The organism is Burkholderia sp. AU27893 (genome assembly GCF_002223205.1).
Lineage (GTDB): Bacteria > Pseudomonadota > Gammaproteobacteria > Burkholderiales > Burkholderiaceae > Burkholderia.
Genome location: NZ_NKFD01000004.1, coordinates 2,219,086 through 2,233,892, shown reverse-complemented (window position 1 = coordinate 2,233,892; position 14,807 = coordinate 2,219,086). Strand labels below are relative to the sequence as shown.

General features: G+C 68.0%; 13 protein-coding genes. 7 read left to right on the top strand and 6 right to left on the bottom strand.

The genetic code is table 11. The features are described 5' to 3' along the window. Positions 1 to 34 precede the first annotated feature (34 nt). From CFB47_RS29845 to CFB47_RS29835, 3 genes are all read left to right on the top strand, one after another. Positions 35 to 1,111 carry an ABC transporter substrate-binding protein gene (locus CFB47_RS29845; RefSeq protein ID WP_089457608.1) on the top strand — a complete coding sequence of 359 codons (1,077 nt, stop codon included), beginning with the start codon at positions 35 to 37 and terminating at the stop codon, positions 1,109 to 1,111. After that, positions 1,108 to 2,325: an MFS transporter gene (locus CFB47_RS29840; protein WP_089463165.1), complete on the top strand. Its 1,218-nt coding sequence runs from the start codon at positions 1,108 to 1,110 to the stop codon at positions 2,323 to 2,325. Before CFB47_RS29845 ends, CFB47_RS29840 begins: the two co-directional genes overlap by 4 nt. 213 nt (positions 2,326 to 2,538) lie before the next feature. Continuing rightward, positions 2,539 to 4,851, top strand: a complete 2,313-nt coding sequence (locus CFB47_RS29835; protein WP_089463164.1) for a TonB-dependent receptor — start codon at positions 2,539 to 2,541, stop codon at positions 4,849 to 4,851. Positions 4,852 to 4,896: 45 nt separating this feature from the next. On the opposite strand, the gene CFB47_RS29830 is transcribed toward CFB47_RS29835, so the two are convergent. After that, positions 4,897 to 5,856, bottom strand: a complete 960-nt coding sequence (locus CFB47_RS29830; protein ID WP_089457611.1) for a LysR substrate-binding domain-containing protein — start codon at positions 5,854 to 5,856, stop codon at positions 4,897 to 4,899. A gap of 184 nt (positions 5,857 to 6,040) precedes the next feature. On the opposite strand from CFB47_RS29830, the gene CFB47_RS29825 reads away from it, so the two are divergent. The 3 genes from CFB47_RS29825 to CFB47_RS29815 are packed head-to-tail and all read left to right on the top strand — an operon-like array spanning position 6,041 to position 9,238. After that, entirely contained in the window at positions 6,041 to 7,162 is a 1,122-nt protein-coding gene (locus CFB47_RS29825) for a M20 aminoacylase family protein (RefSeq protein WP_089458929.1), read from the top strand. A 50-nt stretch (positions 7,163 to 7,212) separates the two neighbouring features. Beyond that, complete coding sequence (locus tag CFB47_RS29820; RefSeq protein WP_089457612.1) at positions 7,213 to 8,001, top strand: ABC transporter substrate-binding protein; 789 nt, start codon at positions 7,213 to 7,215, stop codon at positions 7,999 to 8,001. A gap of 52 nt (positions 8,002 to 8,053) precedes the next feature. After that, complete coding sequence (locus CFB47_RS29815; RefSeq protein ID WP_089463163.1) at positions 8,054 to 9,238, top strand: porin; 1,185 nt, start codon at positions 8,054 to 8,056, stop codon at positions 9,236 to 9,238. A 53-nt stretch (positions 9,239 to 9,291) separates the two neighbouring features. On the opposite strand, the gene CFB47_RS29810 is transcribed toward CFB47_RS29815, so the two are convergent. Further along, entirely contained in the window at positions 9,292 to 10,311 is a 1,020-nt protein-coding gene (locus CFB47_RS29810) for an NAD(P)-dependent alcohol dehydrogenase (RefSeq protein ID WP_089457614.1), read from the bottom strand. Positions 10,312 to 10,437: 126 nt separating this feature from the next. Here CFB47_RS29810 and CFB47_RS29805 point away from each other — a divergent pair, with 126 nt between their 5' ends. Continuing rightward, positions 10,438 to 11,349: a LysR family transcriptional regulator gene (locus CFB47_RS29805; RefSeq protein WP_089463162.1), complete on the top strand. Its 912-nt coding sequence runs from the start codon at positions 10,438 to 10,440 to the stop codon at positions 11,347 to 11,349. 45 nt (positions 11,350 to 11,394) lie between these two features. Here CFB47_RS29805 and csgH read toward each other — a convergent pair whose 3' ends face one another. The 4 genes from csgH to CFB47_RS29785 all read right to left on the bottom strand — a co-directional run bounded on the left by csgH (position 11,395) and on the right by CFB47_RS29785 (position 14,762). Next, a complete protein-coding gene (gene csgH / locus CFB47_RS29800) occupies positions 11,395 to 11,715 on the bottom strand; it encodes a curli-like amyloid fiber formation chaperone CsgH (RefSeq protein WP_089463161.1) in 321 nt (106 codons plus the stop codon). Between the two features lie 71 nt (positions 11,716 to 11,786). Then, positions 11,787 to 13,160, bottom strand: coding sequence for a hypothetical protein (locus CFB47_RS29795; protein WP_089463160.1), 1,374 nt, complete (start codon positions 13,158 to 13,160; stop codon positions 11,787 to 11,789). Between the two features lie 131 nt (positions 13,161 to 13,291). After that, complete coding sequence (locus CFB47_RS29790) at positions 13,292 to 13,834, bottom strand: hypothetical protein (protein WP_089463159.1); 543 nt, start codon at positions 13,832 to 13,834, stop codon at positions 13,292 to 13,294. A gap of 28 nt (positions 13,835 to 13,862) precedes the next feature. Then, on the bottom strand, positions 13,863 to 14,762 hold the full coding sequence (locus CFB47_RS29785) for a CsgG/HfaB family protein (protein ID WP_089443253.1): 900 nt from the start codon (positions 14,760 to 14,762) through the stop codon (positions 13,863 to 13,865). Positions 14,763 to 14,807 lie beyond the last annotated feature (45 nt).

Below are 14,807 nucleotides of genomic sequence, written 5' to 3'. Positions count from 1 at the left end.
CGCGCGGTTCACGACTCTGTCCACGAACGCATCCATGAGCATCACGGCTTCCTCCAATGTCCAGTCGATCTGGTACACACGCTGTCCGGTGCCGACGCCGCTCGGCATCGCCGCGCATCTCGGCTGGCTCGACAGCGAATTCGCCGGCGACGGCATCACCGTGCGCGCGCTGCAGGAGAGCCAGCACGCGGCACTGCATCACGCGCACGTCGATCATTCGCTTGACAACGCATTCCGGCAGGGCGGCAGCATTCCCGCGCTGTGGGCGCGCGCGGCCGGCGCCGACACGCGCGTGGTCGCGCTCACGTGGGTCGACGAGGCGCAGGCGATCGTCGCGCTGCCGGAAAGCGGGCTGACGCGGCCGAAGGACCTGCGCGGGCGCCGCATCGGCCTGCCGCGCCGCGACGGCGAGCGCATCGACATCTTTCGTGCGGCGGCGCTGCGCGGCTTCGTCAGTGCGCTGTCGCTCGACGGGCTCGGCCCCGCCGACGTCGAATGGGTCGACGTGCCCGCGTCGAACCTGCGCGCACCGGTGTCGACCCCGGCGACGCGCGACGCGGCCTTCAGCCATCCCGCGAGCCTGTCGAGCCGCCGGCTCTACGCGGCCGAAGCGGCTGCGCTCGTGCGAGGCGAAGTCGACGCGATCTACGTGAAGGGGTCGCTCGGGCTCGAAACCGCGCACCTGATCGGCGCGCAGGCGGTCGTCGACATCGGCTTTCATCCCGATCCGCAGATCCGTATCAACAACGGGTCGCCGCGGCCGCTGACCGTCAATGCGTCGACGCTCGAACGGCATCCCGACATCGTCAGCCGCTTCCTCGCGCGCGTGACCGATGTCGAAGGCTGGGCGCGCGAGCACGAGCAGGACGTGCTCGGCTATCTCGGCCGCGAGACAGGATCGGGCCATGACTGGCTGCGGCTCGCGTACGGCGCGGACGTGCACCGGCGGCTGCGCACCGATCTCGACGAAGTATCGATCGCCGCGCTCGACGATTTCAAGCGCTTCCTCGTCGAATGGCGCTTCCTGCCGGCCGACTTCGACGTGCATGCGTGGATCGACCGGCGTGCGCTCGACGGCATCGCGACGCGGTCTCGCGACACCGCGCGGTGAGCGCATCGGCACGCGTCGCCGACGCATGGCGGCGCGAGCGTTTCACCGGCGGCTTCATGCTGCTGGCGCTCGCGAGCGGCACGACGATCAGCATGGCGCAGCTCGCGACGACGCTCTACGCGCTCGCGCTCGGCGTCGACAGCGCACGGCTCGGCATCATCGCGGCGATGGAGCCGCTCGGCATCGCGCTGATGACGCTGCCGGCCGGGTTGCTCGTCGCGCGCTACGGCGCGCGGCGCGTGTACTTCGTCGCGAGCATGGGGCCGATGCTGCTCAATCTCGTCGTGCCGTTTACCGGCGCGTGGCCGCTGATCGCGCTCACGCAAGTGCTGATCGGGCTGTGCATCCCGTTCCGGATCGTGTCGATCAACGGCGTGTTCCTCGCGCGTCTCGCGCAGATCGGCCTCGCGCGCGCCGGCTGGTACCGCGCGGCGATGTCGGTCGGCACCGGCATGGTCGGGCCGTGGCTCGCGAGCGGGCTGATCGGCGCGCACGGTGCGGTCGCGACGTTCTGCGTGGCATCCGCGAGCTTCGCGGGCATGGCGCTGTTCAGCCGGACGCTGCTCGGCGATGCGGAGCCCGCGGCGCGCGGTGCGCCGCCTGAACCCGGCGGCCTGCGCGCGTTGCTGGCGCTCGCGTGGAATCACGACGTGCGCGAGCAGCTCGTGCTGGAAGCCGTGAACAGCTCGACCCGTTCGCTCGCCGGTGCATATACGGTAGTGCTGGCGATCCAGTCGCTCGGGCTGTCGCAGACGAAAGCCGTCGCGCTGCTGACGCTGCAGGGCGTCGTCGCGGTGATCGCGCTGTTCGGGCTCGGGCACGTCGCGCAACGGATGACCGCGCGCCGTTGCCAGGCACTCAGTCTTGCCGGTGGCGTGGCCGGCTTGCTCGCGCTGGGCCTGGCTCATGACGCATGGGTCGTCGGCGCGGGGCTCGCCGCGCTGTGCGCCGGCTCGTCGCTGCTGCATCTCGTCAACATGCAGCGTCTCGGCCGTCACCCGGCCGACAAGAGCCAGGTATCGAGCCTCTACAACCTCGCATCGATGACGGGCGCGTTCTGCGGCCCGCTGGCCGGCAGCGCGCTCGTGCCGATCGTCGGGTTGCCGGGCGTGTTTCTGTGCTGGCTGCCCATCGTCGTGCTGGTCGGGCTCGCGCTGCGCGCGTCGACAGGGCGGCGCGAGGCATCGCGTGCTGCAACTGCGAAGCTGTCCTGACGACCATCGAATCGGGTGGGGCGGAATCCGCGCGGTGTTGCGTGACCAGCAGTTTGCTCCCCGTCACAGATGCGCATGCAGCAACACCTGCACCACGCGCAGGCTGGAAGCCCCGTGCGACGGGCTTCTCGATGCTGGCATCCGAATTGCAATAGATCACCCGTGCGTCGCGCACGCACGTGCGTTCAACCGATCAAACAGGATGACTCATCGATGTTCAGGAAAAAACTAATCGTCACCGCGCTGGGGGGACTGCTGACGGGCGCAGCCGTATCGTTGCCCGCGTGGGCTGAAGAGGGCGCGGTGACGGCGGCGCCGGACGCGAAACCGGCGCAACCGGGCGCGGACGATGCCGCCGCGGCGGCGCCGACGGCCGCCCGTGCGACCCGCGGCACGGCCACACGCGAAACGAATCTCGGCACGGTGACGGTGACCGCGCGCCGGCGCAAGGAGAGCATCCAGGACGTGCCGGTCGCGGTGAGTGCGCTGAGCGGCGACACGATCAGGAACAACGAACTGCGCGTGGTGAACGACGTCACGAAATATGTGCCGAACTTTACCGGCCAGTCGACCGAAGGCCGCGAGCGGCCGCGCTGGTTCCTGCGCGGCGTCGGCAGCAACGATCCGTCGGACCTGTCGCTGAGCCCGATCGGCGTGTACTTCGACGACGTCTACATCAACAGCGTGTTCGGACAGGGCTTCCCGCTGTTCGACCTCGATCGCATCGAAGTGCTGCGCGGCCCGCAGGGCACGCTGTGGGGCAAGAACACCGTCGGCGGCGCGCTCAGCATCACGTCGCAGAAGCCGACCTTCGACGTGAGCGGCTACGGCAAGATCGGGCTCGGCCAGTACAACAGCCGGCTCGCGGAAGCCGCGATCGGCGGCCCGATCGGCAAGAACGACGTGCTGGCCGCGCGCGTGTCGGTGTATCACGAGAACGCCGACAGCTTCTACACGAATACGGTGCAGCAAGGTCGCTTCGGCGGCTTTCACGACAATGCGGTGCGCTTCCAGGTGCTCGCCGTGCCGACCTCGGATACCGACTTCCTGTTCAACATCCACGGCCGCAACTACACGGGCGGCGGCAATGCGTGGCACGCGCAGGGCGCGGGGCCGGGCGGCGCGAACCAGTTCGGCTTCGTCGGGTCGAGCGATCCGTACACGGTGTCGCTCAATGCGCCGTCGAGCGATCACATCTCGACCTGGGGCACGTCGCTCACCGCGCACTGGCGCATCAATCCGGCGGTGACGCTGACGTCGATCACCGCGTTCGAAGGGCTGCACCGCTGGTACCAGGACGACGAGGACTATTCCGCGTTCGATGCCGCACGCTCGCACGATCGCCTGTCGAGCCGCCAGTTCTCGCAGGAATTCCGGCTCGAATCGCCGCAGAACGACCGGTTCAGCTGGCTCGTCGGCACGCACCTGTTCACCGAGCAACTGGCCGAGCAGGGTGCCGGCGGCGGCCTGCCGGGCTCGCCGTCGCCCGCGTTCTACCACCTGACCGACCTCACGCAGCACACGCAGAGCGCGGCGATCTTCGGCAGCGTGAAGTACCGCTTCACCGACCGCTTCAACGTGACCGGCGGGCTGCGTTACACGATCGAGCGCAAGAACATCAACCTGACCGGGCTGCAGGGCACCGGCAACGTGACGTTCAGCAATCCGGGCAGCTGGTGGGATCCGTCGTCGGTGTCGTCGCCGCTGGCGGTCAGCGCGCGGCAGAACCAGACGAACACGTGGCGCGCGCCGACCTGGGACCTCACGCCCGAATATGCGCTCAGCAGCAACGTGCGTGCGTATTTCCGCTATGCGCGCGGGTTCCGCTCGGGCGGCTACAACGGCAACGCGTACACGCAGAGCACGGTGTCGACCGTGTCGCCGGAGTACCTGACCGACTACGAGGTCGGCATCAAGAGCGAATGGTTCGACAAGCGGCTGATCGTCAACGCGAGCGTGTTCCACTACGACTATCGCGACATCCAGGTGTTCGCGCTGGCGCCGAACCCGTTCGGCGGCCCGCCGGTGTCGACGCTGTCGAATGCGGGGCAGGGGCGCGCGGACGGCTTCGAGCTGGAGCTGAAGGCGCAGCCGGTCAACAGCCTTTACCTGTTCGCGAACCTCGGGATGCTGAACACGCGCTACACGGAGTTCCGCTACGTACCGACCGCCGTCGGCAATTCGTTCGCGCGTTCGCCGCATACGACGATCAACGCGGGCTTCGACTATCGCGTGCCGGTGTCGTTCGGCACGCTGACGGCCGGCGGCGACGTGAATTACCGCAGCCTCGAGTACTTCAGCGCGACGCGGCAGACGATGCCGCAGCTCTGGCAGGGCGGCTACACGGTGCTGAACGCGCACGTGTCTTACACGACGCCGAACCAGAAGTACATCGTGACGGGCTACGTGACGAACCTGACCAACAAGGTCTACAAGAAGCTCGAGCTGCTGCCGTCGTATGGCGCGTATCCGGTGCTGTATGGCGATCCGCGCACGGTCGGGATCACGCTGACGGCGAAGATCTGACGGGCAACATGCGGCGGCGCGGCGGCGAGCCGCGCCTGCCGCGCGTCAGATCAGCAGCGACAGCGTCCTGAACAGCGCGAGATCCGCCTTGCGTGCCGAGCGCGCATGCCGGCGGATCACGTGCAGCAGGCAGTCGATGAAGCAGCGCGCGGCGTCGCTCAGCGTGCTGCTGCGCCGCGTGACGATCCCGAGGTCGCGCGGCTCGAAGGTCTCCTTCAACTGCAACGCGCGCATTCGTTCACCGAACGACGGCACGGCCGCGAGGATCGTCGGGCACCACGTGCACATGTCGGCCTGCTCGAGCATCGTCTGCAGCATCGCCACCGACTGCGCACGCACGATGCGTCGCTCGTCGATCTTGGCGCCGTGGCGCGTGAACAGGTAATCGACGAGCGCGGCCTGCCCGTCGGCCGCGAAATTCAGCACCCAGTCGTGGTCGAGCAGGTCATGGATCGACCGCGCGTGCTCGAGCGGATGGCCGGCGCGCACCATCACCGCGGTCTCGTAGCGCAGCATCGGCTCGAACGCGAATTCCTGCGTGCCGCCCGGTTGCACGTGCCCGAGCGCGAAGTCCATGCTGCCGTCGCGCAACAGCGGCTGCGCGACGGCCATCAGCGCCTCGTAGAGCTCGAGGCGCACGTCGGGCATCTGCTCCCGAAAACGCAGCACCGCTTCCGCGAGGAAGGTCATCGTCAGCCACGGCGTGACGCCGATGCTCAACCGGCCCTCGACGCGGCCGCGCATGCGCTCGAGATCGCTCTGCGCGTGTTCGAGCTGCTTCAGCACGAGCTTCGCGTGCGTGAGCAGCGTCTTCCCGTATTCGGTGAAGCCGATGCCCTCCGGCGCGCGGACCAGCAGCGGCAGGCGTTCGCTCGCCTCCAGCTCGCGCAGCGCGCGCGTGACGGCCGCCTGCGACAGCCCGAGCGTGCGCGCCGCGCCGCGGATGCTGCCGGCCTCCGCGCTCGCGACGAGCGCCTGCAACTGATGCAGCTTGATCGTGCTCATGGTGCGATACCCGACAACGAAAGGTTGTCATCATAACGAAACCGCGGCTGTTCGCCGGGATTTTCGCTGCCTACGATGCGGACACGATCGGTCATTCGGGCGATCGGCAACCGGAACGCATCGAGGAGAATCGGGGTTGGACCACACACACATCCAGCCGGAAATGGCGGCCATCGAGGCGGAAATGATCGCGCTGCGCCGCCGGCTGCACGCGCATCCGGAGCTTGGCTTCGAGGAACACGCGACGAGCGATCTCGTGGCCGGCCTGCTGACAACGTGGGGTTATCGGGTGACGCGCGGGCTCGGCGGCACGGGCGTGGTCGGCACGTTGACGCGCGGCGCCGGGAAGCGGCTCGGGTTGCGCGCGGACATGGACGCGCTGCCGATCCGCGAGACGACCGGGCTGCCGCACGCGAGCCGCTGCGACGGCGTGATGCACGCGTGCGGCCACGACGGCCACACGGCGATGCTGCTCGCGGCGGCGCGCTGCCTGGCCGAGCGGGAGCGCTTCACAGGCACGCTGAACCTGATTTTCCAGCCGGCCGAGGAAGGGCTCGGCGGCGCGAAGCGGATGATCGACGACGGACTGTTCGCGCAGTTTCCTTGCGATGCGGTGTTCGCGATGCACAACGTGCCGGGCCTGCCGGCCGGCGTGCTCGGTTTCTGCGACGGCCCCGCGATGGCCTCGGCCGACGAGGTGCAGGTGCGCGTGACCGGGCGCGGCGGCCATGGCGCGGCCCCGCATACGACGATCGATCCGGTGGTCGTGTGCGCGTCGATCGTGATGGCGCTGCAGACCGTCGTGTCGCGCAACGTGAACCCGCAGGAGATGGCGATCGTGACGGCCGGCTCGATCCATGCGGGCGCCGCATCGAACGTGATTCCGCCGTACGCGGATCTGGCGCTCAGCGTGCGTGCGCTGTCGCCGGACGTGCGGGCGCTCCTTGAACGGCGCATTCGCGAGATCGTGCACGGGCAGGCCGCGAGCTATGGCGCGACGGCCGAGATCGACTACCGGCACGCGTACCCGGTGCTCGTCAATCACGCGGCGGAAACCGCGTTTGCCCGCGACGTCGCCCGCGAATGGGGCGGCGACGGCGCGCTGATCCCGCACCTGCGGCCGATCGCGGCCAGCGAGGATTTCGCGTTCATGCTGGACGCGTGCCCCGGCAGCTACCTGTCGATCGGCAACGGCGACGGCGCCGCCGGATGCGGGCTGCACCACCCCGGCTACGACTTCAACGACGCGTGCCTCGCCACCGGCGCGAGCTACTGGATTGCACTGGCGGAGCGCTACCTCGCGTGATGGGCCCGCACGATTTTGACTGACGATTCACACAAGGAAGGAGACTGGCAATGAAGCAGTGGAAACGGATGGCGGCGCTCGCGGTGGCGCTGGCGGCAGGGGCGGCGCATGCGGGCGACTGGGCGGGCAAGGAGATCCGCCTCGCGGTCGATCCGACTTACCCGCCGCTCGAATACAAGCTGCCCGACGGCACGCTGACGGGTTTCGGGATCGACATCACGAACGCGTTGTGCGCGGAGCTGCATGCGCGCTGCGTGTGGGTCGAGTCGAGTTTCGACGGGATGATCCCGGGGCTGCTCGCGCGCAAGTTCGACGTGATCGCGTCGTCGATGACGATCACGCCGAAGCGCCAGCAGCAGATCGCGTTCACGAACCGGATCTCGAATGCGCCGGCGCGCCTCGTCGCGCGCAAGGGTTCGCCGCTGCTGCCGACGGCCGACGCGCTGAAGGGCAAGCGCGTGGGTGTCGAGCAGGGCTCCGCGCAGGCCGACTACGCGGTCGCGAACTGGCAGCCGGCCGGCGTGCAGGTCGTGTCGTACCAGAACCAGGACCAGGTCTATGCCGATCTCGTGACGGGCCGGCTCGACGCGGCGTTCCAGGCATCGATCGCGGCGAGCGACGGTTTCCTGAAGAAGCCGCAGGGCAAGGATTTCGCGTTCGTCGGCGCGGCGATCGACGACGTGAAGTACTTCGGGCAGGGCGACGGGCTCGGGCTGCGCAAGCAGGACAACGACCTGCGCGACGCCTTCAACCACGCACTTGCGACGATCCTCGCGAACGGTACGTACCAGCGGATCAACAAGAAGTACTTCGACTTCGACATCTACGGCGCGAAGTAAGCGGCGACGCCCGGAAAACGGGCAGTCGCGACACGATAAATAAGGAAAACGAATGAACTGGAGATTGGCTTTCGTCGCGGTACCTGCGCTGTGTGCGGCGCCCGCGTTCGCGCAGGGCAGCGTCACGTTGTACGGGCTCGTCGACGCGGGTATCGACTACACGAACAATGTCGGCGGCCACAGTGCGTGGCAGATGGCGAGCGGCTTCGCGCAAGGCAGCCGCTGGGGGGTGAAGGGCACCGAGGATCTCGGCGGCGGCTACAGCGCGCTGTTCCAGCTCGAGAACGGCTTCAACGTCAACAACGGCACGCTCGCGCAGGGCGGCCGCATGTTCGGGCGGCAGGCGTACGTCGGGCTCGGCAGCGCGCGGTTCGGCACGCTGACGCTCGGCCGGCAATACGATGCGGTGGTCGACTATCTCGCGCCGACGACCGCGAACGGCAGCTGGGGCGTCTATCCGTTCTCGCATCCGCTCGACAACGACAACACCGGCAACACGTTCCGCGTGAACAACACGGCGAAGTATGCGAGCCCGGATTTCGCCGGCTTCTCGTTCGGCGGCACATACAGTTTCAGCAACGACACGGGCTTCGCGAAAAACCGGCAGTGGAGCGTCGGCGCGCAGTACGAGCAGGGCGGCTTGCTGGTCGGCGCGGCGTTCCTGAATGCGGACAACCCGGGCGCGACGGCGGGCGGTGCGATCGCGGGCTCCGGATCGGTCGGCGCCGATGCGAACTTTGCGTCGGCGCGGCTGCGGATCTTCGGTGCGGGCATCAACTACACGGCGGGGCCCGCGACGGTCGGGTTCGCGTACACGAACAGCAACGTCACGCGGCCGAGCGCGAACGTCGGCTACCTGTTCGGCGACGAAACGATTGAGCCGGTGACCGGCCCGCTCGCGGGCGGCACGGTGTCGTCGATCAAGTACCAGAACTTCGAGGTGAACGGCAAATACCAGTTCACGCCGGCGTTGTTCGTCGGCGCGCAGTACGTGTATACGACGGTGCGCTACGACGCGACGACGGGCAGCGCGAAGCCGAAGATCCATTCGCTCGGGCTGATGGCCGACTACAGCCTGTCGAAGCGCACGGACGTGTACCTGATGGGCGCGTACCAGCGGATCGCGGGCGACGCGACGGGCTCGTCGCTCGACCAGGCCTATGTTCCCGGCGCGGCGGACCTGTCGTCGACCTCGAAGCAGCTGATGGTTCACGCGGGGATCCGTCACAAGTTCTGATGGCGCGATGACGGAAGAGGCGGCGGGCCGAGCGACCCGCCGCCTCGATGCGCTTACTGCGCGACGCGGATCACGACCTTCCCGAAGTGCTGCCCCGACTGCAGATAGGCATACGCCTGCGGCGCCTCGTCGAAGCCGAACACGCGATCGACCACCGGCCTGATCTGCTTCGCGTCGACGAGCCGCACGACGTCGTCGAGCATCGCGCGGCTGCCGACCATGATCCCGTGCAGCTGCCGGATCCCGCCGATCAGCGACAGCAGCCCGAGTTCGGGGCCGGCGAAACTGCTGAGGCCGCCGATCACCGATACGATGCCGCCCAGCTTCGTCGCGGCGACCGAGCGCGGCAGCGTGTCCTTGCCGCCGACTTCGACGACCAGATCCGCCCCCGCGCCGCCGGTGAGCCGCAGCACCTCGTTTTGCCACTCGGGCGTCGCGCGATAGTTGATGGTGGCGTCAGCCCCGAGTGCGCGGGCGCGCTCGAGCTTCGCATCGCTCGACGACGTGACGATCGTGCGCAGCCCCGCCGCATGCGCGAGTTGCAGCGCGACGATCGACACGCCGCCGGTGCCGAGCAGCACGACGGTCGCGCCGGGCGCGAGGCCGCCGTCGGCGAACAGCGCGTTCCACGCGGTAATCCCCGCGCACGACAGCGTCGCCGCCTCGTCGTAGTTCAGATGCGCGGGAATCGCGACCAGCGCGGCTTCGTCGGAGACGAAATGTTCGGCCAGCACGCCGTCGAACTGCGCGCCGGGCGACCCGGAGACTTTCTGCGGCGTGGGCGGCCCGTCGATCCAGTGCGGAAAGTACGTGTTGATCACGCGATCGCCCGGCTTGAAGCGCGTCACGTCGCGGCCGGTTTCGACGACTTCGCCGGCGCCGTCGGCCACCGGGATCAGCGCGTCCGTGCCGATGCCGAGATAGTCGCCGCGCGCGAACATCAGGTCGCGGTAGTTCAGCCCGGCCGAGTGGATCTTCACGACCACGTCGGTCGGCCCGACCGCGCGGCGTGTCGCGTCGATGCGCCGAAGGCCGGCCACGCCGTCGCCCGGTTTCACTTGCCATGCGTGCATGTCGACTCCTTTTCGAGATAGAGCGGACTATCATAGTGTTGCGCACGCGGACGCATTGGCGAGAATTTGGCCGATGACTGTCGCCTGTGCGGACACAACCCTGTGACCCAACTGGAGCGAAATGGCATGGACGAGCGGCTGAGAGGCGTGGCCGAATTTGTCGACGTGGTGGAGTCGGGCAGCTTCGCGGCGGCCGCGCTGCGGCTCGGCGTCACGCGCTCGGCCGTCGCGAAGGTCGTCGCACGGCTGGAACGCCGCCTCGGCGCGCGGCTCCTGCAACGCACGACCCGCCAGCTCGGCCTGACCGACGAAGGGCTCGTCTATTACGAGCAATGCCGGCGGCTGCTGGCCGAACTCGGCGAGACGGAGGCCGCGCTCGACGCGGGGCAGCGCGAGCCGGCAGGGCGGCTGCGCGTCAGCGTGCCGGTGCTGTTCGGGCGGCAATGCGTGGCGCCCGTCATGCGGCGCCTCGTCGAGCGCCATCCGCGGCTCGAGATCGACGTATCGTTCAGCGACCGCGTGGCCGACCTGGTCAACGACGGCTTCGACATCGCGGTGCGCATCGGCGAGCTGGCCGATACGAGCGCGCTCGTCGGTCGCAAGCTCGGCGTGCAGCGCATGGGAATCTGCGCGTCGCCCGCATATCTCGACCGTCATGGCCGGCCGGCGGGGCTCGACGCGCTCGCGTCGCATGTCGGCATCGCGTACTCGCGCGGCGGACAACCGACGCCGTGGCGGGTTCTCGGCGCGGACGGCGCGGTGCATGACCATCGCCCGGCCGGCCGCCTGCGGCTCGACGACCTGCAGGCGATCGCCGATGCCGCCGCCGCCGGCGCGGGCCTCGCATGGCTGCCGTGCTGGCTGATGGCGCCTTACCTGCGCGACGGCCGCCTCGCGCTCGTGATGGACAGCAACAGCGTGTCGGGCGCCGAAGTGTTCGCGGTGCGGCCGGCCTCCCGCCAGGTGCCGTCGAAGGTGCGCGTCGTCATCGATGCGCTCGTCGACGAGATACCGCGCATGCTGGCGTCGGATGAGTGAGGCGGCCGCGGTGCGGCGTTCGCGCCGGGCCCGCGCCGCACCGGCTCAATTCGGGGCCCGATGCGGATTGCAGTCCACCGAATACTCCGCGTGCTCGCCATTGACGTGCAGGACCAGCGTCGCCATGCAGATGTCGCCCGAATCGACGCTCAACCGCAGCGTCGCGAGCGGCCGGTCCTCGCCGCCGGCGAGTCGCGATTCGCCGGAGCGTGTGAGCGAGGCCGAGCCGGCGCCGCCGGTTTTGGTGATGCGCAGGCTGTACGACACGTCGACCGGCGCGGCCGCCCGCACGTGCGGCACGATGTTCACGCCGCCTGCACTGGCGGCGATGTCGAAATAGGCGTTGAGATCGTGAATGCCGACCATGATCGTCCCCTGTCGAATGAAAAAAAGGCCGAACGGGCAACCGTCCGGCCTTTTCGTGACACCGGCGGTGCTCAGTGCTGCTTGATCGACGCGGTGTTGAAGGCGCCCGTCTGGCTGATGCTCGCGTAGTTGCCGTTGCCTTGCTGCAGCAGCGTGGCGTTGTTGCCGAAGCCGATCTGCGTCACGTAGCCCTGGTTGCCCGTGCCCGACACTTGCGACGCGTTGATGATGTTGAAAGCACCGGTTTGCGAGAGGCTCAGCAGGTCATCCGTACCCGTCTGCGACGCATTGGCGTAGTTGCCGATGTCGCCCGACTGGCTCACCGTCGTCGACGAACCCGATGCCGACTGCGCCACCGACGCCACGTTGTCCGCCGAAGACTGCGTGATGGATGCCGTCGAACCGTTCGAGCTGCTTTGCGTGATCGACGCCGTGTTGAACGCGGCCGTTTGCGTGATGGACGCGCCGTTGCCGTAGCCGTACTGCTGCGTGATCGTTGCGTTGTTCGACGCGGCCGACTGGTTGATCGTCGCGCTGTCGCCGGACTCGAACCACTGGTTGACCGTGGCGTTGTTGCCGTCGGCGGTCTGCGTGATCGACGTCGCGTTGCCGGCCGCCGCGAGCTGGTGCACCGTGGCGTTGCTGCCGCTCACGCCGCCCGATTGCGAAATCGTCGTCGAGTTGCCGGCGCCGAACGACGAATTCACGGTGGCGGTTGCGGTGCCGCTCTGGGTCGTCGTGACCTGGTCGCCAATCTCGCCGAACTGCGTCACGCTGGCGTTGGTCGTGCCGCCCGTTTGCGTGATCGACGTCGCGTTCCCGCCGCCCCAGGTCGTCTGGACGTTCGCGGTGCCGTTGTTGCCGGTCTGCGTGATGCCGACGGTGTTGCCGATCGTGTCCGTCTGCGTGACGTTCGCGGTGTTGACGATCGCCGACTGGCTCGGCGAGCCCTGGTTGATCGTCACGGAGTTCCAGCCGCCGCCCTGCTGCGTGATCGACGCGCTGTTGAGGTAGGTGTACTGGTTGATCGTGTTGGTGTCGTATTGCGGGCCGCCCGTGTAGACCGACGTCGTCTGCGTGATGGTCGCCGAGAAGTCGCCGCCACCGGACTGCGTCACATAGTTCCGCTCATGCGACGTGCCCGTCTGCGACACGTTCACGCTCGAATACGGCTCAGCCCACCCGGAGGTCTGCTGGATCACGGTCGTGTCGCCGCTGCCGCCCGCGGTCGTCACGTTGGCGACGAACCCGTAATGGGGATCGTCGGCTGCTGCCCACTGGTTGATCGACACCGAATCACCGCTCGTCGCCGTCTGTTCGACGGTGGCCGAGTTGAAGCTGCCGATTTGACCGACGCTCACGTTGTTACCCGACGAATCGGCCTGTGCGGCAGCCGATGCGAGCATCAGCACTGCGATTGCGATTGCAGACTTGGTCACCTTCATTTCTTGCTCCTGATTCGAAAGAAAATTCGCCGGAAAAGTGGGTCTTCGCCGGCACCCCCGCCAATTGAGGACGCTCTCACGTCCCACACGTCACACCACTTGAAGCAAAGCACCTGCAAACTGAATATCCGTTACCGCGTCAGCACCGTCGCGCGCGCACCGTTGCCGGTCTGGATCACCTGGATGCCGGTGTTCGATCCGCCCTGCACGAGGTTCACCGCGTTGTTGCTGCCGTTCTGCGTGACGCGCGCCGACAGCGACGTGCCGACCTGTGTCGAGTCGACCGAATTGCCCGCGCCGTTCTGTTGCACCTGCAACGTGTTGCCGTTGCCGCGCTGCGTCGCATTCAGCTTGTTGCCGACGCCGGCCTGCGACGCCGCGATCCAGTTCTGCGCCCCGGCCTGCCGCGCGACGATCGCGTTGCCCTCGCCGGCCTGCCAGATCAGCGCGCCGTTGTGGCCCGCCTGGTCCAGCGACGCGGCATTGCCGACACCGCTCTGGCGGACCGCGACGATGTTGCCGCTGTAGTCGAATGCCGGTTCGGGCGGGCCGAGGTCGTTGAGCGGCACGGGGGCCGCTGCAGCCGCCTGCATCGTTGCCGCTGCCCACACGGTCGCGAGCACCCGCCACGCCGCGCGGGCGCGCCCGTTCCGATCACGCTGTCGATTCATCATGTGTTCTCCGCTGGCCGGCCTGCGCCGGTTAATGAGTGGACGCGCCCTGGCGATCGATCTTCTGCGGGTCGTACGCGGTGTTCGCGTCCTCCATGTCCTGCGCGTATTTCCGGTCTTCCTGCAGATACCGCTGCATCGTCGGGTCGTACCAGTCCTGGTCGTTCTTCAGCGCCCAGGTCTGGTTCGCGACCCCCTGGACGATCAGGTGCGTGAGCGCCGATTCGATCGCCTCGTTCACGCAGATCTGCGCGGGTTCGTTACGCGTCAGCCCGGCTTCCGCCTGCAGCAGGTCCTTGAAGCCGACGAAGCGATAGATGCCCGTGTCGACCTGGTAGGAGTAGACGGTCTTGGTCGTCGACACGCTGTTGAGCACCTGGCCCGTTCGGATGTCGATCGCGCGCAGGTTGACCGTGACCTGGTCGATCCGGTATTGCGTCGACCCGCTGATCCCGAGGTACGCGACGCCGGCCCCGCCGGTCCGCACGTTCGTGTCGTAGCCGACGATGCCGCCCTCGAGCACGATGTTCGCGGGCATCAGCGGCGCCATCGCATCGTTCTGCGCCTTCTTCGCATCCGCGCCGTCGGTGGCGCGCATGATCTTGCGTTCGGTCAGCAGGTCCTGCAGGTTCTCGCGTTCCACCGGCGTGAACCAGCCGGAGTCGCGCATCGCCTTGACGAGGAACGACGCGCCGCCCTGCGTGACCTGCGACGAGAAGGAGCTGTCCGGCGACGCCTTGTACTGCCCGGTCAGATCGCGAAAGCCGTACACGGCCGCGACGATCTTGCCCTTCGGCGGCGGCAGGTGCGTGAGGTCGCGAGTGGTACGCGTCGGCGGCGTCAGCGTCGCGTTGCTCAACGCCGGCATCGGCCGCGTGACGCAGCCGGCCAGCGCCAGCAGCAACACCGCGCCCATGGCGACCCGTGTCATCCCCGTGTTCAAGCGTGTGCGTTCAGCATTTTTTTTCATGATTCG

Excerpts from the sequence above, each read along its gene's own strand:
- CFB47_RS29805 (WP_089463162.1), top strand. The coding sequence starts at position 10,438 with ATGGACGAGCGGCTGAGAGGCGTGGCCGAATTTGTCGACGTGGTGGAG.
- csgH (WP_089463161.1), bottom strand. The coding sequence starts at position 11,715 with ATGGTCGGCATTCACGATCTCAACGCCTATTTCGACATCGCCGCCAGT.
- CFB47_RS29835 (WP_089463164.1), top strand. The coding sequence starts at position 2,539 with ATGTTCAGGAAAAAACTAATCGTCACCGCGCTGGGGGGACTGCTGACG.
- CFB47_RS29845 (WP_089457608.1), top strand. The coding sequence starts at position 35 with ATGAGCATCACGGCTTCCTCCAATGTCCAGTCGATCTGGTACACACGC.
- CFB47_RS29825 (WP_089458929.1), top strand. The coding sequence starts at position 6,041 with ATGATCGCGCTGCGCCGCCGGCTGCACGCGCATCCGGAGCTTGGCTTC.
- CFB47_RS29790 (WP_089463159.1), bottom strand. The coding sequence starts at position 13,834 with ATGATGAATCGACAGCGTGATCGGAACGGGCGCGCCCGCGCGGCGTGG.
- CFB47_RS29830 (WP_089457611.1), bottom strand. The coding sequence starts at position 5,856 with ATGAGCACGATCAAGCTGCATCAGTTGCAGGCGCTCGTCGCGAGCGCG.
- CFB47_RS29810 (WP_089457614.1), bottom strand. The coding sequence starts at position 10,311 with ATGCACGCATGGCAAGTGAAACCGGGCGACGGCGTGGCCGGCCTTCGG.
- CFB47_RS29815 (WP_089463163.1), top strand. The coding sequence starts at position 8,054 with ATGAACTGGAGATTGGCTTTCGTCGCGGTACCTGCGCTGTGTGCGGCG.
- CFB47_RS29785 (WP_089443253.1), bottom strand. The coding sequence starts at position 14,762 with ATGACACGGGTCGCCATGGGCGCGGTGTTGCTGCTGGCGCTGGCCGGC.
- CFB47_RS29795 (WP_089463160.1), bottom strand. The coding sequence starts at position 13,160 with ATGAAGGTGACCAAGTCTGCAATCGCAATCGCAGTGCTGATGCTCGCA.
- CFB47_RS29820 (WP_089457612.1), top strand. The coding sequence starts at position 7,213 with ATGAAGCAGTGGAAACGGATGGCGGCGCTCGCGGTGGCGCTGGCGGCA.